Raw genomic sequence first — 22,525 nt, forward strand, 5'->3', positions numbered from 1 at the left:
CTGCCGTGTGCCGCATGCCAGGCTTGCCTGGGCCCGCGCAACCGTGTGCCAGCGCGGAATTGTTGCGTTGCGGCATCCCGTCATCGCTACTCGAGCAAGGGTTGATGGGCGGCGGCGCGCCGGTTTGCTGCGTGACATCGAACGATGCCTCTAATGCGGGTAAGCCCGGCCGTTTGAAACAACCCAGCGCGCCTAGGATGTGAATTCAAGACCGGCAGACAGCTGGCGGCGTCGCTCGCCCAGATAAAAAACACCATCCGGAGACACCCATGGCCACGGATTCGCTCACCTCCGCGCTGACTTTCGACTACGTCATCGTCGGCGCCGGCTCGGCCGGTTGCGCGCTTGCCAGCCGGCTGACCGAAGACCCGGACGTCACTGTCGCCCTGCTGGAAGCCGGGCCGCACGATCATCACCTCTCGGTGTGGGTGCCGGCCGGCTGCGCGGCGTCGCTGCCGTTCAAGAACAAGCGCAACTATGGCTTCCTGACCGTGCCGCAGCCGGGCCTCGGTGGGCGCCAGGGCTACCAGCCGCGCGGGCGCGGTCTCGGCGGCAGCTCATCGCTGAACGCAATGATCTACATCCGCGGCACGCCCAGCGATTACAACCACTGGGCCGCCCTCGGCTGCACCGGCTGGGGCTGGAGCGACGTCCTGCCCTACTTCAGGCGCGCCGAAGGAAACGAGCGCTGCGCGGGTCGCGACGATGATCCGCTGCACGGCGGCACCGGCCCGCTGCACGTGAGTGACCTGCGCACCGGCAACCCGATTGCCCGTCGCTTTGTCGAGGCCGCCGTGGCCGCGGGCTACCCGCGCAACGACGATTTCAACGGCCCGCGGCAGGAGGGTGTCGGCCCGTATCAGGTCACGCAGTACAACGGCGAGCGCTGGAACGCCGCGCGCGCCTACCTGCATGGCGGCGACAAGGCCGATGCCACGTTCTGCCGCAACCGCCGTCAGCTCACGGTGCTGCCCGACACGCAGGCGCTGCGCATCGTCTTCGACGGCAAGCGCGCCACGGGTGTGATGGTGGAGCGCGGCGGCCGCACCGAAACGTTGCGTGCGCGGCGCGAGGTGATCGTGTCGTCGGGCGCATTCGGCTCGCCGCAATTGCTGATGGCCTCGGGCGTGGGCCCGGCCGAGCATCTGCGCGCGCTCGGCATTCCGGTCGTGCACGACCTGCCTGGCGTCGGCCAGAACCTGCAGGACCACCTCGACATCATCCTGCACAAGAAGACGTTCAACCTCGACCTGATCGGCTATTCGCTGCGCGGCAGCGTGAACATGCTGAGCGAGATCCTGCGCTACCGGCGCGAGCGTCGCGGCATGCTGGCGACCAACTTTGCCGAAGCCGGCGGCTTCATCAAGAGCCGGCCAGACCTGGCCGATCCCGATCTGCAACTGCACTTCGTGGTCGCCATGGCCGACAACCACAACCGCACGTTCAACTACGGCCACGGCTATTCGTGCCACGTCTGCGTGCTGCGCCCGAAGAGCCGCGGCGAAGTGCGCCTGGCCTCCGCCGACACGCGCGACGCCCCGCTGATCGATCCCAAGTTCCTTTCCGACCCCGACGACATGGCCGGCATGCTCGCCGGCTTCCGCGCAGTGAAGAGCATCTTCGCGCAGCGCCCGCTGGCCGACCTGGGCGGGCGCGAGCTGTATTCAGCCAACATCCGCGGCGACGGCTCCGACGACGAAGCCGTGCGCGCCCTCATCCGCCAGCACGCCGACACCATCTACCACCCCGTCGGCACCTGCAAGATGGGCAGCGCCGACGATGGCATGGCCGTGGTCGACCCCGAACTGCGCGTGCGCGGCCTGACAGGCCTGCGCGTGATCGACGGCTCCGTCATGCCGACGCTCATCGGCGGCAACACCAACGCCCCAATCATCATGATTGCCGAGCGCGCCGCAGACCTCATGCGTCAAGGCGGACGCCCGACACTGAATGTGGTGAGCAGCATCGCGGTGCAGGCAGCGCCGGCGGAGGTGCACTGAAAACAGCGAGGGCGGCGAACCGCAGCGCCGCCCTCCGCATACCAACGGTGTGGCCGTTGGAGCCCTAGATGGCGCCTTGAATTTCTGTGAGCGGGCGGAAAAAGGAAGGAGGCCTGTCTGAGCGCAGCGAGTTTGCCTCCTTCCCCGCACGGTCACATAAATTCAAGGGGAAGTCGCCATCTCGGGCGCGCCTTTCAGGGATGCCCCAACACCATCAACGAGCACCCCGAAGCAAATCAGAGATCAGTTCCCAGCACTATCCGTAGGCGTATTAAACGAATCCCGCAACAAATAACTCATCGGCACCTCCAGATTCACCCCATTCGGCGGAATCGGCTGCTGGAACCACTTCTTGTAGAGCTTCGGCACCTCGCCGTCGACAATCAGCCGCGTCATCGCCTGGTCGATCAGCTTCTTGAACTCCGGATCCTGCTTGCTCAGCATGATCGCGTACGACGACACAAGCTGCGTCTTGCCCGCCAGGCGGTAGTCAGCCGGGTTCTTTGCCGTGGCGCGCATGCCCGAGAGCAGGATGTCGTCGCCGGCAAACGCGTTGGCGCGGCCATCGGCCAGCATCGCAAACGCGCTGCGCAGGTCATTGGCCTCCACCACCTGGATCGTCATGCCCGTTTCGTTGAGCTTGCGTGCGAGGTCGGCATTGGTCGAGCCGCGCGCGGCCACCACCGTCTTGCCGTTCAGGTCTTCCCATTGCTGGATCGGCGAGCTGGCCTTCACCAGCATGCGGCCCTTGGTGATGTAGTGCGGGATCGTGAAGGCCACCTTCTGCCGGCGCTCCGGCGAGTTGTTCGTCGAGCCGCATTCCAGGTCGGCCTTGCCCGTGGCGATCACGTCCAGGCGGTTGGCGGCCGTGACGGGCACGTACTGCACCTTCAGGTCGGGGCGCTTGAGCGACGTGCGCAGCGAGTCGATCAGCCGCGAGCAGATGTCGATGGCGTAGCCGACCGGCTTGGTGCCATCGAGATACGAGAAGGGGATGGAGTCTTCCCGATACGCCACATGCACCGTGCCGGAGTCGCGGATGCGATCCAGCGTCGGGGTGGCGGCAGCAGCGTCGGGTGAGAAGAATGTGGCGGAAACAGCGGCGGGAACGGCAAGCGCGGCCAGCAGCCACGTGCGCGCGGGGAACGACATCGTCAACGGTCCTGGGAGAGGGTTAGGGCTCTAGTGGCACGACTGGCTGCGCTGTTGCCCTGTCGGCGCAGCTCTGGCGTGCGCGCCGTCACTCCCCCCGGGGAATGCCAAAACGTGAGGCAATGTCACGCGCCGCCATGGGCGCGCATTATGCGCTGATTGCGGGTATACCCTCAAGCACCTCTGCGGTGCCTGGATAAGCGGCCAGACGTCGGCCCGTGGTGAAGAGCGTTCGGCGAAAGCGTGCGCTCACGTTTGGCCGCATTCCCCGGGGTGGTGTTACACGGGCCACGCGCGCTGCAGCACGGCGCCGAGTTCTTGCGCATGCCCATCGAGCGTGCCGAACACACGGCCATGCTGGTGATGGAAACGGCTGGCGATAAAGCGCTCGGCGTCGTCCGGGTGGGCGTGGGCCAGCATCAGCGCCGCCTGCGCCGTGAGCGCCAGCCCCTGCGCGATGCGGCGCGCGGAGGTTTCCTGGATGTCACCGGGCTGATGCAGCATCGCCTGCAGCGCGGCCAACTCCGCCCGCACGGCACGGTGGCCCTGGGCGCGCTCTCCAATGTCGTGCACCAGGCGCAGCGCATCGTCCGGCGTGCGGCCGATGGCGCGCAGCACGTCCAGGCACATCACGTTGCCCGAGCCTTCCCAGATGGAATTGACCGGCGCCTCGCGGTACAGGCGGGCCATCGGGCCTTCTTCCACATAGCCGTTGCCGCCCCAGACTTCCATCGCCTCGCCGGTCGCTTCGATGGTGCGCTTGCAGACCCAGAACTTGGCGGCAGGCGTGACAATGCGTTTCCACGCTGCGGCCAGCGGATCGACATCGGCCCGCTCGAACGCATTGCCGAGTTCCATCATCAGCAAGGTCGCGGCTTGCGATTCCAGGGCCAGATCGGCCAGCACGTTGCGCATCAGCGGTTGGTCGGCCAGCAGGCGGCCGAATGCCATGCGGTGGCGTGCGTGGTGCAGCGCCTGCATCAGCGCGTGGCGCAGGATGGCCGCGCTGCCGATCACGCAATCGAGCCGCGTGTGCGTCGCCATCTCGATGATGGTCGGAATGCCGCGCCCTTCCTCGCCGATGAGGATGCCCTCCGCACCGCGAAACTCGACTTCGCTGCTCGCGTTCGAGCGGTTGCCGAGCTTGTCTTTCAGGCGCTGGATCTGGATCGGGTTCTTGCTGCCGTCATCGCGAAAGCGCGGCACGAAGAAGCACGACAGCGGGCCGTCTTCTGCACCCATGCGCGCGACCACCAGGTGCGCATCGCACATCGGCGCAGAGAAGAACCACTTGTGGCCGGTGATGGCGTACGTTGCGCCACGGCCCTCGCCGCGCAAGGGCATTGCCACCGTGGTGTTGCTGCGCACATCGGAGCCGCCCTGCTTTTCGGTCATGCCCATGCCGACGAGGATGGCGGTTTTCTGGCGCCACGGCAGATCGCGTGCGTCGTGTTCTCGGGCGTAGAGACGCGGCCCCAGGTCGGCAAACAACGCGGTTTCTTTCTGCAGCACGGGAATGCTGGCGAACGTCATCGTCGCCGGGCACAGCGTGCCGGATTCGATCTGTGCCTGCATGAAATAACCGGCGGTGCGCGCGGCCCAGGCGCCCGGGCGTGGGTCGGCAAACGGCAGGGCCTGCAGCCCCTGGCTGCGCATCAGGCCGAGCAGCGCGTGCCAGGCGGGGTCGAAGCGGATGGCGTCGATGCGCTCGCCCGTGCGGCTGTGGGTGTGGAGTTCGGGGTGATAGGTGTTGGCCTCCGCAGCCCACTGCAGCGTCTCCGGCGCGCCGAGCTGGTCACCGAAGGCTTGCAGCGCGCCGGCGTTCCAGCCGCCGCCCAGGCGTTCGAGCGCGCCTTGCAGCGTGGTGTCGGACGTGAAGGGGTTGAAGCCGGTCAGGTCCGGGACCTGGTTGAAGACGCGGTGGGTGGCCTCTGTGGGCATTGGGAGTCTCCTGGCGTGGCGCTTTTGGGTGTGTGGGCCATGGTAGACCACCGGGGGGCGGGCTGGGTGGAGAGGGATTTCCATACAGCGTCTGTTTGTACGGCAGTGCCATCCGGCTGCTCATCAAGCGAATTTCCGCAAGGTATTGCGGCGCAACGCTCCTTGTAATGTCGCATCGCCACGATATTGAATGCTTCAACGCAGCAATTCTTCTATTAATGGTTTCTGCGTCTCAATTTGATTGGCGTTCTGGTCACGGTGTATCAAAAAAATAATGGGCGAAATGTTTACGTGCCTTCATAAAAACGCCGTATCAACGTGGAACGTGCCAAAAGTGCGACATCAAGCGGAGGCGTCCGAAAGGTGGTATTGACGCGGTGGTAGCGTTTTTTTAGCATCGCGCTGGATCTCTGCGTCTATTCCCATAAAAGATAAGAAAGCCGCATTGATCTATCGGGGAGTATTTCCAAGGATTAACACTGTCCCCTTGCGCGGCTACGCCCGTTGCAATGGATTGCTTGTGCAAATCCGCATGCTGTTTCCCCTCATCATCGGGACGTGCCGGATGGGGATCCGGCACTGAGTATTCCGAAAACACCACAAAGCAAAAAGCCCGCTACACAGCGGGCGGGGCGAGGGAGAAATGCGCGTGCTGACACAAAGCAGCCCGTATGGCCGGCGTGGGGTCGCCGGATGGTCGATGTTCCGTTGTCTGGAGGCGCAGGGGCGGGAATGGCTGCGCCGAGGCCTGCTGGCCGTGCTGGCGATTTGGATGACGGTGTTGTCGCAAGCAGCACTCGCTGCGCCCTGCACCGTCACATTCGCGACCAACATGAATGTGCAGAAGTCTTATGTCTTTACGGGCGCGGACACGAGCAACTGCGACCCCTTCCTGGCTGGCATTGCTTACGATTCTGTCGGCGATGCAAACAGTTCTTCCGGCCCGGTCTTTGTCTTTAATACGGCGACCGCCCAAGGCGGCACAGTCGCCATCTACAACGGTTCGGTACCGCCGTCGGGGGATCCGAATACCAATGGTTTCGTATACACCCCGCCGAACGGCTTCAGTGGCACCGATACCGCCACGTTCTACACCAGCAATGACGGCGTCACCTGGCTGCCCAACGGTATCGTCAGCATCACTGTCATCTCCACTGCGCCCACGGTGACGAGCGTTTCGCCGAGCTCAGGCCCGACCGCCGGCGGCACCTCCGTCACCATCACCGGCACGAATTTCGCCGGCACCACGGCGGTCAAGTTTGGCGCGACCAACGCAAGCAGCTTCACCGTCAACAGCGCCACGTCGATCACAGCCACCGCGCCCGCAGGGGCGGCCGGTACGGTAGACGTCACCGTGACCAACGCCAGCGGAACCAGCCCCACCAGCGCGTTTGATCGTTACACCTTTGTGGCGCCTCCCGTTGCGAATGCGGTCAGCACCACCGTTGCGCACGGCAGCACAAGCAACCCCGTCACGCTGAACATCACTGGCGGCGCGCCCACCAGCGTGGCCGTCGCAACGCAGGCAGCGCACGGCACGGCCACAGCGTCGGGCACGTCGATCACCTACACACCCAACGCGTCGTACTCGGGCACGGACTCGTTCACGTACACGGCGACCAACGTGGGCGGCACGTCGGCGCCGGCCACCGTGACGGTCACCGTGTCGAATCCGACTGTCACGTATGCGCCGTCGTCACCTGCGGCGGGCACGGTGGGTACGGCTTATAGCCAGGCGCTGGCTTCGGCCAGCGGCGGCACGGGGCCTTACACCTATACGATTGCCTCGGGGGCGCTGCCGGCCGGCATTTCGCTGGCCAGCAACGGTACGCTCTCGGGTACGCCCACGGCGGGCGGTACGTTCAACTTCACCGTGACGGCCACCGACAGCAGCACGGGTGCCGGCCCATTCACAGCGACCAGCGGCACGCTCACGCTGACAGTTGCCGCCCCGACGATCACGCTCTCGCCTTCCGCGCTGACCAATGCCACCGCTGCAACGGCATACAGCCAGACGATAACGGCCAGCGGCGGTACGGCGGCCTACACCTACGCCATCGCTTCCGGAGCGTTGCCGGCGGGCCTCACGTTCAGTTCGGGCGGGGTGCTGTCGGGGACGCCCACGGCAGGCGGCACGTTCAACTTCACCGTGACCACCACCGACAGCAGTACCGGCAGCGGCCCCTATACAGGCAGCCGTGCCTATACGCTCGTCGTCAACGCGCCCACGTTGGCAGTCACACCGGCATCGGGCGGTCTCAGCGCCTCAGCCGGCGTGGCGTACAGCCAGGCCTTCACGGTGAGTGGCGGCGTGGCCCCGTACACCTACAGCCTTGTCGTCAACAGCGGCACGATGCCGACCGGCCTCTCGTTCAATACCGGTACCGGCGTGTTGTCCGGTACGCCCATTACCACGGGCTCGGTCAACTTCACGGTCACCGCGACCGATCACGCAACGGGCACGGGGCCGTACAGCACGTCTGGCACCTATACGCTGACCACCACGGCGCCCACCATTACCGTGTCGCCCGCCACGCTGACTGCGGCGACGGTGGGCGTCGCCTACAGCCAGACTGCCACGGCCGGCGGGGGTGCCGCGCCTTATAGCTACGCGCTGACGGCCGGCGCGCTGCCGGCTGGCCTGACCTTGAACGGCAGCACCGGCGCAATCACCGGTACGCCCACGGCCGGCGGCAGCTCCAACTTCACGGTCACAGCCACCGATGCCAACAGCTATACCGGCTCGCGCGCGTACACCTTGACGGTCAACGCAGCCACCGTCTCGGTTAGCCCGAACACGCTGCCGGGCGGCACCATCGCCACGGCATACAGCCAGACCCTCTTGGCAAGCGGCGGCACAGGTCCTTACACGTACGCCGTCGCGGCAGGCTCGCTGCCGACCGGGCTGACGCTGTCCAGCAACGGCACGCTGTCGGGTACGCCCACGGCCGGCGGCACGTTCAACTTCACCGTCACCGCGACTGACAGCAGTACCGGAACCGGCCCCTACACGGGTAGCCGCGCCTACTCGCTGACGATTGGGTCGCCCACCTTGGTCATCACGCCGGCCTCGGGTTCTCTCAGCGGTGTGGCCGGCATGGCTTACAGCCGCAACTTCACCGCAAGCGGTGGTACGAATCCGTACACCTATGGCTTTGTGGTCAACAGCGGCACCGTGCCCACGGGCCTGACGTGGAACGGCGCTACCGGCACGCTGGCCGGTACCCCAACCACGGCCGGCACGGTCAGCTTTACCGTCACCGCTACCGACAGTTCGACAGGGGCGGGCGCTCCGTTTGCGGTCAGCGGTGTCTATACGCTCACCATCGCTGCGCCCAGCGTGACGGTATCGCCCGTCACGCTGCCCAACCCGGGCGTTGCAACCGCGTACAGCCAGACCATAACGGCGGCCAACGGCACCGCGCCGTACACCTATGCCGTGACGGCGGGCGCATTGCCGGCTGGCTTGAGCCTGAACACCTCCGGCGTGCTGTCGGGCACGCCCTCCGCAGGAGGCACGTTCAACTTCACGATCACGGCTACCGACGCCAACAGCTTTACCGCCAGCCGTGCCTACAGCGTCACCATCGGCGCGCCCACGATCACGGTCAATCCGGCGGTCGCAACGTCGGCCCAGGTCACCACGGCCTACAGCCAGACCTTCAGCGCCACCGGCGGCACCGCCCCTTACACCTACGCCGTATCCACAGGGTCGTTGCCCGCGGGCCTCAGCCTGAATGCCAGCACAGGCGTTCTGTCCGGCACGCCCACCACGCTGGGCAGCAGCACGTTCACTGTGAAGGCCACCGACAGCAGCACCGGAGTGGGTGCCCCGTACAGCGGGACACGCAGCTACACGATCACAGTCGGTCAGGCGATCGGCACCGCGCCGGCAATCACGGCCACCACCATGTCAACGGTGCCGATCACGCTGCATGCAACGGCCAATGCAACGGGCGGTCCGTTCTCGTCCATCGCGATTGTCAGTCCGCCTGCCAGCGGCACCGCCGTCGTCAACGGGCTGGACATCGTCTACACGCCGACCCCGACCACCTCTGGCGCCGTCAACTTCACCTATGCGCTGATCAACACGGCGGGCACATCGGCGCCGATTCCGGTGACGGTCAACGTGAACGCGGTGCCGATTGCCGTGGTGCAGAAGCAAGCCATCACGTCGTCGGGTCAGGGGGTGAGCGTGGACTTGACCGAAGGCGCCACGGGTGGCCCCTTCACGGGGGCGACGCTGGTGTCGGTGGTGCCAGCCAACGCCGGTACGGCCACGATCGTGCAGAAGGCCGTGCAGACGCCGGCAGGCGTGAGGAGCCCGGCTGCGGCGGCATCGACCTACGTGCTGAACTTCACTCCGTCGGGCACCTACAGCGGTCAAGCTGCCATCACCTACACGCTGTCCAACGCGTTTGCCACTTCGGCGCCGGCAACCGTGCAGGTGAACGTTGCTCCGCGCAAGGACCCCTCGGCCGACCCCGACGTGGCAGGCCTGATCAACGCGCAAGTCCAGGCCGCGCGCCGCTTTGCCACCACGCAGATCGACAACTACAACCGTCGCCTGGAAGCGCTGCATGGCAGCGGCCGGGCACCGTCAAGCAACGGTCTGACGGTGGCCATGCCGGGCCAGCGCGTTGACATGCAGGCGCGTTGCCAGGATGTGGTCGGCATTTCTGCGCACGATGCGTGCATGCGCGGTGAGGGCCAGGGCGTGCGCCCGTTCGCACGGGCCAAGCGCACCACCGATGCGGCCAACGGCAACGCCGACAAGTCGAACGCAGATGCCGGCCCTGACCTGCCCGGTGCCGACGCGGCGGGCGCGGGCCCGGACAACACCGACCCGAACCTCGCCTTCTGGAGTGCCGGTACGCTGGACTTCGGTTTCGCCAACGCTGGCTCGCAACGCTCCGGTTTCCGCTTCACCACGGGCGGCGTGACAGCCGGCGCGGATTACCGCGTGTCCGATCAGCTCTCGATCGGTGCTGGTTTCGGCTACGGGCGCGATTCCACCGACATCGGCAACGCGGGCACCAAGAGCACGGGCGACAGCTATAGCCTCGCGCTCTACGGCAGCTATCGCCCGCTGCCTTCGTTGTTCGTCGATGGTGTGGCCGGCTTCGGCACGCTCAGCTTCGACTCGCGCCGTTGGGTGACGGACTCCAACGACTTCGCCACCGGCAAACGCAACGGCAAGCAGGTGTTCGCCTCCGTGTCGGCCGGCTACGAGCATCGCGATCGCACCTGGCTGGTCTCGCCTTACGGCCGTTTGTCGGTCTCGCAATCGACGCTGGATCAGTTCACTGAATCGGGCGCCGGCCTCAACGCGCTGACGTACTTCGACCAGACGGTGACGACGGTATCCGGCACGCTCGGCCTGCGCGCGGAATACACGCAGAAGACCAAGTGGGGCACCTTCTTGCCGTTTGCGCGCGTGGAGTACCAGCACGACTTCAACGGTCAGAGCAACGCAGGGTTGGCGTATGCCGATCTGGCATCGGCGGGCCCTGCCTATTACGTGCCGGGCACGCCGTTTGGGCGCGATCGCATGCAGATCGGGTTGGGAACGAAGTTCCGCACCGGGCCGCTCACGTTTGGGCTGGACTACAGCGTGATGGCCGGGATGGGCGGTTTGCAGCAGGGCATCCGGTTGACGTTTGCTGCACCGTTCTGAGGCAACAAGCGGTCAGCGCCCAACAAAAAGCCAGCCTTCGGGCTGGCTTTTCTTTCCGACGAGATGTCCAGCGCATCAGGTTGCCGTCGAGGATTCCGCCGGCTTCTCCCCCGTCAACAAGTAATGCATCAACTCCCGCACCGGCCGGATCGCCTCCCCGAACGGCAGCTTCCCCGCCCCGCGGAAAAACAGCCCGCGTTCCACGTCCCCCCGCAGCGCCTGCGCCAGCTTCAGGTCAATGCAGAACTGCCCCACCTTGCCGATGCCATCCCGCAGGCCGCACGTCTGCAGGCAATCGAACCCCTGCAGGCAGTCCCGCACCTTGGCCTTGGCCTGCAGCGCGCTTTCGCGAGACAGATAACGCGACAGCCAAGGCGTCATCACGGCCCGCGCGGGCAGCCCGGCCACGCTGACAAACTCGCTGATATCGCCTTGCTCCGCACCCGTCAGCACCCGCTTGAAGCGCACGTGCGCATCGCCCTCTTCCGTCACCGCAAACGCCGTACCGAGCTGCACCGCAGCGGCGCCCTTGTCGAGCCAGTGTTTCACCTTGGCATGCGAATCGATGCCGCCCGCGAGGATGATCGGAATCTGCTCCGCCGCCAGCCCCAGCTTGATGAACAACTCCCGGCATTCATCCAGCACGCGCGCAAACGAGAACCGCTCGTCGCGCAAATCTTCGATGCGCGCCGCGCCCAGGTGGCCGCCCGCATGCGTGGGGTGCTCGATCACCACCGCGTCCGGCAGCCGCGCCTTTTTCATCCAACGTTTGAGCACGACGCCCACGCCGCGCGAGTCGGAAAGGATGGGGATGAGCGCCACCTTCGGATGCTCCGCCGTCATCTCCGGCAGATCGAGCGGCAGCCCTGCGCCCATGACGATCGCATCGGCGCCGCTCTCGCAGGCCTGCCGCACCAGCGCAGGGTGCGATTCCACGGCCTTCATCACATTCACGGCGATCAGGCCGCGGCCTTCCGATGCGGCGCGCGCGGCGCGGATTTCCCGGTCGAGCGCGACGAGATTGGCGGCGTTGATGGCGTCCTTGTCGCGCGATTTCTCGGTCGCGGCCACGAGGTCCGCATGGTGATGCCGCAGGTCGATGCTGGCGATGGTGCCCATGCCGCCTTCGCGCGCAACGGCGCCGGCCAGCCGGTGCGCCGAGATGCCGACGCCCATGCCGCCCTGCACGATAGGCACGAGGCTGCGCCCCGCGAGTGTGAACCGACGCTCCAGCATGACAACTCCCCCCAGCGGCTTTGCCGCAACGCAACAGGCATGAAAAATGGGTTCGAGCGTCGCACAGGTGAAACGCGGCCGGATTGCGCCAGATCAAGCCGACTGTGCCCGTGCGCCCCGATGCACTTTGCGCGCGGGTTTGGACTGAAATGACCCGGCAGCCGTCACCTGCCGGGAATTCTTGCTGGCAACGCCGGCAGCCCTGTGCTTAAATTCAGCCTCGTTGGATGAAACAGGGGTGCCGTACGGATGGGCCGTGCGGCTGAGAGAGTCCCTTCGCACCCGATCCGGTTCGTACCGGCGTGGGAAGTTTCAGAACACCGCGTAGTCTCGGCAGCCCACCCTTCCGGGTCACGCCACCTCTCCCGGTTTCGTCCACCGCCTGATCCACCAGGCCACAGCATCCAAGGACGAGACCATGCCCCAAGCCAAAACCGCCCCCGCCGCCTCATTCGACTCGCTGCAGACCGAGCTCGACCAGAAGTTCGCGTACCCCGCTTCCAGCAAGACCTACATCATCGGCAGCCGCCCGGACATTCGCGTGCCGATGCGCACGATCAAGCAGACCGCCACGCGCACCGACCAGGGCGAGATGCTGAACCCGCCGATTCCCGTGTACGACACCTCGGGCCCGTACTCCGACCCCGACGTGCACATCGACCTGAAGGCGGGGCTTGCCCCGGTGCGCGCCAAGTGGATCGACGAGCGCGGCGATACGGAAATCCTCCCGGGCCTGTCGTCGGAATACGGCCAGACACGCGCCAACGACCCGGCCACCGCGCACCTGCGCTTCTCGCACATCTCCAAGCCGCGCCGTGCCAAGGCTGGCGCCAACGTCACGCAGATGCACTACGCGCGCCGCGGCATCATCACGCCCGAGATGGAGTACGTCGCGCTGCGCGAGTCGCTGAACCTGCAGGCGCTGATGGACAAGCCCGAATACCGCAAGCTGCTCAAGCAGCATCCGGGCTTCGCGTACGGCGCAAACCTGCCGCAGCGCCCGGAAGACATCACGCCGGAATTCGTGCGGGCGGAAGTGGCCGCTGGCCGCGCAATCATCCCCGCCAACATCAATCACACCGAGCTGGAGCCGATGGCCATCGGCCGCAACTTCCGCGTGAAGATCAACGGCAACCTCGGCAACTCGGCGGTGACGTCGTCGCTGGCCGAGGAGGTGGAAAAGATGGTGTGGGCGATCCGCTGGGGCGCCGACACGATCATGGACCTGTCCACCGGCAAGCACATTCACGAAACGCGTGAATGGATCCTGCGCAACTCGCCGGTGCCCATCGGCACGGTTCCGATCTACCAGGCGCTGGACAAGACCGGCGGCGTGGCGGAAGACCTGACGTGGGAGATGTTCCGCGACACGCTGATCGAACAGGCCGAGCAGGGCGTGGACTACTTCACCATCCACGCCGGCGTGCTGCTGCGCTACGTGCCGCTCACGGCCGACCGCGTGACGGGCATCGTGTCGCGCGGTGGCTCGATCATGGCCAAGTGGTGCCTGGCGCATCACAAGGAGAACTTCCTGTACACGCACTTCGACGAGATCTGCGAAATCATGAAGGCGTACGACGTGTCGTTCAGCCTGGGCGATGGCTTGCGCCCGGGTTGCATTGCCGACTCGAACGACGCCGCGCAGTTCGGCGAACTGCACACGCTGGGCGAACTGACCAAGAAGGCGTGGGAGCACGACGTGCAGGTCATGATCGAAGGCCCGGGCCACGTGCCGCTGCAGCGCGTGCAGGCCAACATGGACGAAGAGCTGAAGCACTGCTTCGAAGCGCCGTTCTACACGCTTGGGCCCCTGGTGACCGACATCGCCCCGGGCTACGACCACATCACCAGCGGCATCGGCGCAGCCAACATCGGCTGGTACGGCACCGCCATGCTGTGCTACGTCACGCCCAAGGAACACCTGGGCCTGCCCGACAAGGAAGACGTGCGCGAAGGCATCATCACCTACAAGATCGCCGCGCATGCGGCCGACCTTGCCAAGGGCTGGCCCGGCGCGCAGCTGCGCGACAACGCGCTGTCGAAGGCGCGCTTCGAGTTCCGCTGGGAAGACCAGTTCAACCTCGGCCTCGATCCGGAGAAGGCGCGCGCCTTCCACGATGAAACGCTGCCGGCCGAGGGCGCCAAGATCGCGCACTTCTGTTCGATGTGCGGTCCGAAGTTCTGCTCGATGAAGATCACGCAGGAAGTGCGCGACTACGCGGCCACGCTCGACACCAACGCTACTGCTGCCGTGAGCGGCATGGAAGAAAAGTCGATCGAGTTCCGCAAGAGCGGCAGCAAGATCTACAGCTAAGCCAAGCGGTGCAATGCCAACCTCGACCTCATTTGACGTAACGATCCTCGGCGGCGGCCTCGCTGGCCGCCTGTGTGCGTGGCAACTCGCGCAAACGGGGGTGCCGCCTGCGCGCATTGCCGTGGTGGAGCGCGGCCCGCGCGACGGCAGCGGTGCCGCGGCGTATGTGGCCGCGGCCATGCTGGCGCCGCTGGCTGAAGCCGCCGTGGCCGATCGTTTCGTCGTGGATTTGGGGTTGGCCAGCCTCGCGCTGTGGCGCAGCTGGTTGCCGAAGCTGCGCACGCCGGTTTTCTTCCAGGAGGCCGGCACGCTCGTCGTGTGGCATGCGGCGGATCGTGGAGAGGCATCGCTGTTTGCCAACCACGTGCGCAATGCCGCGCCGCCCGAACGCGTGGCCGCCGATCTGCGCGCCGTGGATGCAGCGGGCATTGCGCAGTTGGAGCCGCTGCTCGCGCAACGCTTCACGCAGGGCCTGTATCTGGCGGGCGAAGGCCAGCTTGACCCGCGCGGCGTGCTGGATGCGCTGGCGACCGAGCTGGAAGCGCTGGGCGTGCAGTTGCGCTGGAACACGGAGGTTGCCGATCCAAGCCCCGACGCGCTCGCCGCTGCCGGGCTGGGCGCGCGCCTCGTGCTCGATTGCCGTGGCCTCGGTGCCAAGCCGCAGTGGCCGCGCCTGCGTGGCCTGCGCGGCGAAGTGGCGCGCATCCATGCGCCGGACGTGTCGCTCACGCGGCCGGTGCGCATGCTGCATCCGCGCTACCCGCTGTACATCGCGCCCAAGCCGGGCAACGTGTACGTGATCGGCGCGACTGAGCTGGAATCCGACGACATGTCGCCGGCAAGCGTGCGCTCCACGCTGGAATTGCTGTCTGCGGCCTACGCCGTGCACCCCGCGTTTGGCGAGGCCCGCGTGCTGGAGCTGAATACGCAGTGCCGGCCGACGCTGCCCGACCATCGCCCCGCGCTGCGCTGGGATGGCGCGGGCACGCTGTCGGTCAACGGCCTGTACCGGCACGGTTACATGATTGCGCCCGCCGTCACCCAAGCCGCTGTGGCGACGGCACGCGCGTTGCTGGACGGCCGCACCATCGATGCGCACGACTGCGAATGGCCCGGGCTGTTCGCTGAAGCCGCATCCCCCGAACCTGTTTTGTCATGACGCTGAACGTCACTCTCAACGACCTGTCGCTCGCGCTGCCTGCGGGCAGCACGCTGGCCGACGCCATTGGTGCGGCCGCGCCGCAACTGCAGATCGCGCCGCCGTTTGCCGCATCCGTGAATGGCGATTTCGTGCCCAAGGCGCGCCATGCGCAGCACGCGCTCAAGACAGGCGACCGCATTGCACTCGTGCAGCCCGTCGTGGGCGGCTAGGAGTCTTCGATGACCACTACGAATCTGTCCGCCGTGGCTGACCCGCTGCGCCTCTACGACGAAACCTTCGCCTCACGCCTGCTGCTGGGCACCGCGCGCTACCCGTCGCCGCAATCGCTGGAAGACGCCGTGCGTGTGTCCAACCCGGCCATGCTGACGGTGGCGCTGCGCCGCCAGAGCGCGGGCTCGCCCGAAGGCGGCGCGGGCTTCTGGAAGATGCTGCGCGAACTCGGCGTGCCCGTGCTGCCGAACACCGCTGGCTGCTATTCCGCCGACGAGGCCTACACGCTCGCGCAGATGTCGCGTGAGGTGTTCGAGACCGACTGGATCAAGCTCGAAGTCATCGGCGACGACTACACGCTGCAGCCCGACACGCTCGCGCTGCCGGCTGCGGCCGAACGCCTCATCCGCGACGGCTTCAAGGTGCTGCCGTATTGCACTGAAGACCTCGTGCTGTGCCGCCGCCTGCTCGACGTCGGCTGCCAGGCGCTGATGCCGTGGGCCGCACCCATCGGCACCGGCCGCGGGCCCACCAACCCGTACGGCCTGCGCCTGCTGCGCGAGCGCCTGCCCAACGTACCGCTCATCGTCGATGCGGGCCTGGGTGTGCCGTCGCACGCGACGCAGGTGATGGAATGGGGCTACGACGCCGTGCTGCTCAACACCGCCGTCGCCCAAGCCGGCGATCCGGTGGCGATGGCGCAGGCGTTTGCGATGGCCACGCAGGCCGGTCGCCTTGCGCGGCTGTCGGGCCCGATGCCTGAGCGTGATGTCGCGCAGGCCAGCACGCCGGTTGTAGGTTTGCCGTTCTGGCATGCGGAAGAGAAGCAGGCATGAGTGCATCCGCCTTGCGTTTTTCCGCCGCGTGGCCGGAAGCTGCAGCCCTTGCTGCGCAGATCGTCGATCGCCATGTGGAAGCCTTCGGCCGAGCGCCGCACGCCTGGAGCGTGACCGACCGCGCTGATGAAGCCACCAGCCCCGCCACGGTCCTGCTGACGACCGATACGGCGCAAGCCGAACGCGCTCGCTCTGCTGGCGCCGCTGTTGTGTTGACTGCAGTGGAAGGCGATCAACGCATCGACACCGTGTACGACCGCCTCGGTATGTATCGCTTCACGTCTGCGGCGCAAGGCGATGCATTCGATGCGCGCTTCGTCGCCATCTTCGGTGCGGCACTCGCGCTGGCATTCGAACCGCGCGATGCGCTGTGCGTGGCGCGCGCGTGGATTGCCGAAGGCAATGCCGATGCCCTCGCTTGGCCCACGCAATTCGATGCCCTGCCTCGCGTGCTCGAACCGGCGTTGCCGTGCCCGACCGCAGCCGACCTTGCCTTTGCGCCGTGCCCGACGCAGCTCGGTATCTACGCGGTCGTGCCGGATGCGGACTGGGTGGCGCGCCTCGTCGCGCTCAAGGTGCCGACGGTGCAGTTGCGCTTCAAGTCGGACGACGCGCAGGCCGTGGTCGACCAGGTGCGCCGCGCAGAAGCCGCCGCACGCGGCAGCGCCACGCGCCTGTTCATCAATGACCACTGGCAAGTCGCGCTCGACGTGCATGCGCAGATGCCTGGCCGCGGCATCTACGGCATTCACCTCGGCCAGGAAGACATCGACGATGCCGACCTCGTGGCGATCCGCTCGGCCGGTTTGCGCCTTGGCATCAGCACGCACGGCTTTGCCGAAATGCTGCGCGTCGCACCGTTGAACCCGAGCTACCTCGCACTGGGCGCGGTGTTCGCCACGCCCACCAAGACCATGCCGACCGTGCCGCAGGGCCTCGGCCGCCTGTTCGCCTACGCGGCCGCCATGCGCACGCGCGTGCCGGCGCCGACTTTGGTCGCCATCGGTGGCATCGACCTGGCAGCGATGCCGCGCGTGCTGGAATCTGGCGTGGGCAGCGTGGCGGTGGTGCGCGCCATCACCCAGGCCGCCGATGTGCCGGCTGCGGTGGACGCACTGCAAGCGACGTTCGCGGCGCACGTGCGCGCGTAAGCATCGTCCGCCGCACGTCTGCGCGTTTGCGCCGCGCACCCGCGTTTTTGCTGACCTATCCTGTTCGTGCGCCGCTGCGGTTGTTGCCGCAGCGGCTTTCCGACACACGCTGCAGGAGACAAGACATGGCGGTCCAGCCCATCCCCGAGGGTTACCACAGCGTCACCCCGTACCTGAGCATCAAAGGCGCCGCGCGCGCCATCGACTTCTACAAGCAGGCCTTCGGCGCCACCGAGATCATGCGCATGAACGGCCCCAACGGCACCATCGCGCACGCAGAAATCCGCATCGGCAATTCGCCCATCATGCTGTCAGACGAAGCGCCGGACACGATCTGCGCCAGCCCCGACACGCTGCAGAGCACGTCCGTCGGGCTGATGATCTACGTACCCAACGTCGACACCGTGTTTGCCAACGCGCTGAAGGCCGGCGGCACGGAAGTCCGCCCCGTGGTGGACCAGTTCTACGGCGACCGCTCCGGCACGCTCAAAGACCCGTTCGGCCACGTGTGGACCGTGTCCACGCATGTCGAAGACGTGGCGCCCGACGAGATGGCCAGGCGTATGGAGAAATGGACCAAGGATCAGGCGGCGGCGTCGGCCTGACATCGGCGGTGCAAAGAAAAAAAGCGCGGACGAGAGCCGCGCTTTTTTTGTTCCTGCGTTCTCGACCAACTGCCGCGTCGAACATATCCCGTCGTTGTTCATTACGTGCCGGCCTCAGGGGCGATGAAGTCAAAGAGTGTTGAGTCTCGCCGATTTCGTGCGCGCCGCTCCGACACTGGTGGATCTGTGTGCATTCGCATCTTCCACCCTGAGGTCCTGCACGATGACTATCCCTGAACAGGCTCTGCCCGAAACTACCGTCACCGCCCGCCGCCGCTCGTTCTACGGCATCAAGGTGACGGATATCACCCTACCCGGCGGCCCATGCCGCAAGGTCGTCTATCCCGCACCCCTGCCCGGCGTCATCATCTTCGTGCATGGCGTCAACTCCACCGGCGAATGGTTCGATGCCGCAGAGGAAGGCCTTTGCAAGGGGCTCAATGCCCGCCTGCAACGCAATGACGAACAAATGGCCTACCCCAAGGAGAGCGGCAAGCTGCGTCCCATGCGCTATACAGCCGAGCTGACGGAAGACGGCTATATACGCCGCGACCTCAAAGCCAACACCTTCATTGAACCGGGCAGCGGCACCAGCCCCGTCATCCGTTTCCGCTGGGGCTACAAAGCCAGCAGCGAAGACGTCGTCCAGGAAGATGGCACCGTCCGCAACGAGCTTGCCAGTGTGGGCGGCAATATTCTGCTCGACGAGAAAAACGCCTGGGGCGGCGGTCCGTTCGTCAATGGCGCCTCCGCTCTGCCGGATCTGTTCGGCAAGGGTACCGACAGCGAAGTCCTGGGCGGTCTGTTTGAACTTCAGCACCTGCAAACCAGTGACCGCCAGATCTATAGCGCGCCCACGCGCCACTACCAGGCCTTTGCCGCGCGGCGGTTAGCTAAGCTGGTCGCTCGCATCCGCGAGCTGCACCGCGACATCTTCGAACGCGATTGCCCCGTCACCGTCGTCTGCCATAGCCAGGGCAACATGGTGGGCCTGGCTTCCGCCTACTTCGGAGCTAACCATCCCGAGTTCCAATCATTGGGCGTAGCCGATACCTACGTCCTCGCCAACCCGCCTTACAGCCTGCGCGGTAGCCGCCTGGATAACTTCAGCCAATTTGACGGCGCAGGCCGCGTCACCTACGACGCGCGCGTTGCAGGCCTCAAGGGCTTCTTCGACATCGTGCGCCACTTCCAGGCCCGGGCCCAACACTACAGCCACCACGCCGTGGATCAGCTCGGATTCAACGCGTGCCCTCAGAATGGCGACACCCCGCGCACTGCCGCCCAGGACAGCGCTGACCACCAGACCCGGGGGCGCGTCTTCCTCTATTGCTGCCCGCACGACCGCGTCATCTCCGTTTCACCAGTCCAAGGCATGGGCTGGCTTGGCTTGAACGACAAGGATGTGCAAGCCACCGGGGCCCGGGACATTCTGTTCCAACGCGTCTGGGCGCAAACCAAGCCGGGCACCCCGTACAAGGTTGGGGCAGAACCCGGCTACCGTTACCGCTATTGGCACGACACCATCGGCGCCACGCCGGCCGATGTGGGCAGCGGTTGGGATGACACCACCGGCACCTTCAAACCGCGGAACACCAAGCCCACTTTCTGGACGCCGTCCCCTGACACCGCGAGTGTTTCCTTCGCCAGGATCTGGGGCGATTCGCGCAAGAGCATTTGGGGCAAGCTTGTCGCCAGCGCTGCCGGCGTTCCAATCCAAGCCATCATGTGGGCTGGCCAAGCCCTCAAGGGCGCCACCCACGTCAATGCCGACCCAGCGGATGACTGGACCGTGCCGGTCAATGCCCCCAAGGTGCCCAGCGGCGGCATCGTGCCCCAGGCCGTTTACCTGCCGCACGGCAAGCCCCGACCCGGCGAAGCCTCACATCCGGATGGCGTGCGCACCGTTGGCCCCTTCAACCAGCACAAGGAATCGGCCAGCGATGCATTGCATCGCAAGCGGAGCATTCCTGAAGGCCAGTTCGACCCCTACGCCGAGCAACGCAAGACCGGCCACGGCAATGCCACCAGCGAAGCCGCCATGCGCTACGACCAGAACGCCGGGGTGCGCCAGCGCGCGCGACGCGAACTCTACAACGACGACGGCTCCCTCAGAAAGGGCGTGTCCTTTGCAGAAGACGACGTCAAGAAGATGAACGCCGCACAACACCACACCTTGCGCGGCACCACCTTTGGCGCTTTCGAACAGCAAGAGCGCACCGCGCTGATGAAGGACGGCGAAGACGCGCAAGCCACCAACCACTCGACCATCCTCACCAACGCCATGCATGCCGAACATGTGCTCGCGTATGACGTGGACGTGGGCCTGTGCCACTTCGATGAGTTGTTGATGAACCAGTTGCGGCGGATGGCGGATTGGAGGTGGTGTGAGCCAGTAGACAAGGACGAATACCCGCCGGGGCGCGATCCCAAGAACGACAGCGAGTTCACGTACTACGGCACGAAGGCAGCGCTCTACGACAACGGCCCGTTGGAGCAACACAAAAACCTAGCGGCTATCAAGGGCGCTGTCAGGGCTATCGGTATTGATGACGCGCGAAATCCCGGGCGCTTGGATGCGTACCACACGTCGTCAGACGGACCACGCTACGCCTGAGGAATACACATGCGCGATTCATTTCATCTCCTCGCTTATCGGCGTGCCGTCACCCACGTGCTCGCAGCCGCCTGCTTGTTGCTTTCTGCCTGTCAATCCGGAGTCCAGATGCCCAATAACAAAACCTACTACCGCCAACCCATCGCCTGGCCGCGCATGCAGGCGCCAGCACAACAAGGTGATCAGGGCCAGGCCCCCGCCGCAGTCCTGCTGGGGGTGCAATGGCTTAACCCGCTGATGTGGCGGGACTACCCGACCCAATGGAATCTGCTGTGGGCACAAGGGCTCGCACAGCCCAATGACGACGACCTGCAGGCGAAGCGCTTCAAGCTGGGCGATGCAGTGGGGCAGCTGACGCTCGGCTTGTCGCGCCATGAACGATTGGAGGATTTTCCACATGTAAAGCGCGACAGATTTGAGTCGGCATTGAGCAAATTGATTACCGCCCCGCTGCTCACCTTCAACGACTATTTGGAAAACCCGAACTACTTCTATTCCCTCAAGCGGGGTACCAGCCGCCCTAACTACTTCGACCCGAACGTGTTCTTTGGCTTGCCGCGCGAGTGGTTGAACACGCCAACCTACCTTGACGACACTCACCCCAGTACGGGCCAGAAAGACCTTCTTGAAGAGCAAAAGGCCATGGGCATGCCCGCGCCCAGCATCCTCGCCTACGACGCCGCCCATGCCGAAGAACGCATGCGCGACTACTGGGTCACGCTGCACAAAGACGACAGGGGTAGGACCGTGCGCGGTACGCGCGTCTTTCCAGAAATGATTATTGGCGAGCGCACCCTGTCACTGCAGGCAGTGCGGCGGCTGGTGTTTCACGAGATCGCGAGCGATGCCCAAGCCAAAAGCATGCTGCTCAACCCCGAAGGCAAGTTGCCTAACGTCACGGTGTCGGCAGGCGACACCAACGTCGGCTTCTACAACCTGCAAGACGCCCTCAAGTTCCTGGCACAACACCCCGACAAGCTAGCGTGGGTATGGAACGTAGACGCGCCCAACTACCCCATGGGCGAGCAGACCAACGAAAACACGGCCCTGCTGATCCTCGGCCACCCGAGCGCCGATTGGGGCTACACAGCACTGGCCTCGATCTACACCCCGCATCAACACCAAGGTGCCATCGGCAACAAGGCCGCCAATCCCGGCGGCGCGTGGACCGGTCTCATGCAAGCCGTGCAAGCGCAGGCCTCAGAACAGCATCCGGTCGAGCGCGTCTACTACGACGTGCCAAAGCATGCCGACAATGTCACTTCCTTGATGCGGCCGTTGCGCGCCGCCATTCACCAGCAGTGGCCGGACCTCGACCAGATCGCCAACGTTTATAGCGTGGCGGAGCACATGGAGGGACCGGCGCGGGCAGCCAGCTTTGCCGTCAATGCCGCGTTTGCGGCGGCGTATGCCGACCAGAGCGGCAAGAGTGCTGTCGTCACCAGCGTGGCCGATTCCACCGACAGCTGGGCAGTGCTGATCGGGCCGCCGCCGGGCTGGCAACCCAAGCCGCCGGTGACGTACTGGCCGCGCGCACGAGGCGAGAACCGGGCGTACTGGGCGTGGTTTGGGGAGCGGACCGACGGCAATCAAGCCAACGTTCAATGAGCCCGGTACGAGACAG

General features: G+C 65.7%; 13 protein-coding genes and 1 riboswitch. Of the genes, 10 read left to right on the forward strand and 3 right to left on the reverse strand.

Annotated features, from left to right (window positions below):
- The first annotated feature begins 269 nt into the window (after positions 1–269).
- Positions 270–2,000 (forward strand): GMC family oxidoreductase, encoded by a 1,731-nt coding sequence (locus TK49_RS02965; RefSeq protein ID WP_045785376.1) that lies wholly within the window; start codon positions 270–272, stop codon positions 1,998–2,000.
- A 243-nt stretch (positions 2,001–2,243) separates the two neighbouring features.
- Here TK49_RS02965 and TK49_RS02970 read toward each other — a convergent pair whose 3' ends face one another.
- Both TK49_RS02970 and TK49_RS02975 read right to left on the reverse strand, forming a co-directional pair.
- On the reverse strand, positions 2,244–3,152 hold the full coding sequence (locus tag TK49_RS02970; protein WP_045785377.1) for an amino acid ABC transporter substrate-binding protein: 909 nt from the start codon (positions 3,150–3,152) through the stop codon (positions 2,244–2,246).
- 279 nt (positions 3,153–3,431) lie between these two features.
- On the reverse strand, positions 3,432–5,093 hold the full coding sequence (locus TK49_RS02975) for an acyl-CoA dehydrogenase family protein (RefSeq protein WP_045785378.1): 1,662 nt from the start codon (positions 5,091–5,093) through the stop codon (positions 3,432–3,434).
- 643 nt (positions 5,094–5,736) lie between these two features.
- On the opposite strand from TK49_RS02975, the gene TK49_RS02980 reads away from it, so the two are divergent.
- Complete coding sequence (locus TK49_RS02980) at positions 5,737–10,770, forward strand: putative Ig domain-containing protein (RefSeq protein ID WP_045785379.1); 5,034 nt, start codon at positions 5,737–5,739, stop codon at positions 10,768–10,770.
- Positions 10,771–10,845: 75 nt separating this feature from the next.
- Here TK49_RS02980 and TK49_RS02985 read toward each other — a convergent pair whose 3' ends face one another.
- On the reverse strand, positions 10,846–12,006 hold the full coding sequence (locus TK49_RS02985; protein WP_045785380.1) for an NAD(P)H-dependent flavin oxidoreductase: 1,161 nt from the start codon (positions 12,004–12,006) through the stop codon (positions 10,846–10,848).
- A 224-nt stretch (positions 12,007–12,230) separates the two neighbouring features.
- A riboswitch (TPP riboswitch) is annotated at positions 12,231–12,332 on the forward strand.
- Between the two features lie 92 nt (positions 12,333–12,424).
- Between TK49_RS02985 and thiC the strand changes: the two genes are divergently transcribed.
- From thiC to TK49_RS03025, 8 genes are all read left to right on the forward strand, one after another.
- Complete coding sequence (thiC, locus tag TK49_RS02990) at positions 12,425–14,320, forward strand: phosphomethylpyrimidine synthase ThiC (protein WP_045785381.1); 1,896 nt, start codon at positions 12,425–12,427, stop codon at positions 14,318–14,320.
- A 13-nt stretch (positions 14,321–14,333) separates the two neighbouring features.
- The gene (locus tag TK49_RS02995; RefSeq protein ID WP_045785382.1) at positions 14,334–15,479 is read left to right on the forward strand and encodes an FAD-dependent oxidoreductase; all 1,146 of its coding nucleotides are present in this window, start codon (positions 14,334–14,336) and stop codon (positions 15,477–15,479) included.
- On the forward strand, positions 15,476–15,691 hold the full coding sequence (gene thiS / locus TK49_RS03000) for a sulfur carrier protein ThiS (RefSeq protein ID WP_045785383.1): 216 nt from the start codon (positions 15,476–15,478) through the stop codon (positions 15,689–15,691). The genes TK49_RS02995 and thiS overlap by 4 nt, the downstream gene beginning before the upstream one ends.
- 9 nt (positions 15,692–15,700) lie before the next feature.
- Positions 15,701–16,528 carry a thiazole synthase gene (locus TK49_RS03005; protein WP_027678721.1) on the forward strand — a complete coding sequence of 276 codons (828 nt, stop codon included), beginning with the start codon at positions 15,701–15,703 and terminating at the stop codon, positions 16,526–16,528.
- On the forward strand, positions 16,525–17,679 hold the full coding sequence (locus tag TK49_RS03010) for a thiamine phosphate synthase (RefSeq protein WP_045785384.1): 1,155 nt from the start codon (positions 16,525–16,527) through the stop codon (positions 17,677–17,679). The genes TK49_RS03005 and TK49_RS03010 overlap by 4 nt, the downstream gene beginning before the upstream one ends.
- Before the next feature lie 125 nt (positions 17,680–17,804).
- Entirely contained in the window at positions 17,805–18,284 is a 480-nt protein-coding gene (locus TK49_RS03015) for a VOC family protein (protein WP_045785385.1), read from the forward strand.
- A 223-nt stretch (positions 18,285–18,507) separates the two neighbouring features.
- A complete protein-coding gene (locus TK49_RS03020; RefSeq protein ID WP_045785386.1) occupies positions 18,508–20,901 on the forward strand; it encodes a T6SS effector phospholipase Tle3 domain-containing protein in 2,394 nt (797 codons plus the stop codon).
- Between the two features lie 9 nt (positions 20,902–20,910).
- On the forward strand, positions 20,911–22,509 hold the full coding sequence (locus TK49_RS03025) for a hypothetical protein (RefSeq protein ID WP_045785387.1): 1,599 nt from the start codon (positions 20,911–20,913) through the stop codon (positions 22,507–22,509).
- The last annotated feature ends 16 nt before the right edge of the window (positions 22,510–22,525 follow it).

Source organism: Ralstonia mannitolilytica, assembly GCF_000954135.1.
Lineage (GTDB): Bacteria > Pseudomonadota > Gammaproteobacteria > Burkholderiales > Burkholderiaceae > Ralstonia > Ralstonia mannitolilytica.